Origin of the sequence: Myxococcus llanfairpwllgwyngyllgogerychwyrndrobwllllantysiliogogogochensis (genome assembly GCF_006636215.1) — a bacterium.
Taxonomy (GTDB): Bacteria; Myxococcota; Myxococcia; order Myxococcales; family Myxococcaceae; genus Myxococcus; species Myxococcus llanfairpwllgwyngyllgogerychwyrndrobwllllantysiliogogogochensis.
In genome coordinates, this window is record NZ_VIFM01000911.1 from 1 (window position 1) to 408 (window position 408).

Here is a 408-nt window from a genome sequence, read left to right on the forward strand (position 1 = left end):
ATCTTGTTCAGTTCAGCCAGAGCTTCGTTGAACATCGGTACGGTTTTCTCAAGGTTGATGATGTGAACTTTGTTACGCGCGCCGAAGATGAAAGGCTTCATTTTCGGGTTCCAGTAACGGGTCTGGTGACCGAAGTGAACACCAGCCTTGAGCATGTCGCGCATGGAAACAGTTGCCATGTTTAAAACCTCTATAGATTAAATTGGGGTTATGCCTCCACGTAGCCCATATTACCGACCCCGAAGGGCACCCCGGAATATGTGCCGATACGTGTGTGTTATTACACAAAGTGAGCTATGTCGCTTACGTCCATCCTTGTGTATCTGAGATGGAACGGAAGTCCGGCGCGCTTTATACCACAAAATCCATCCAGACACCAACTCTTGTTGACGTCGCGTGCTGTTAATG

Annotated in this window: 1 protein-coding gene; it reads right to left on the minus strand. The window is 48.3% G+C overall.

All coding sequences use genetic code 11. The annotated features are described in order from the left end of the window. The coding region (rpsB, locus tag FJV41_RS56300; RefSeq protein ID WP_141649675.1) for a 30S ribosomal protein S2 at nucleotides 1-179 on the minus strand (179 nt) is incomplete at its 3' end. Nucleotides 180-408 lie beyond the last annotated feature (229 nt).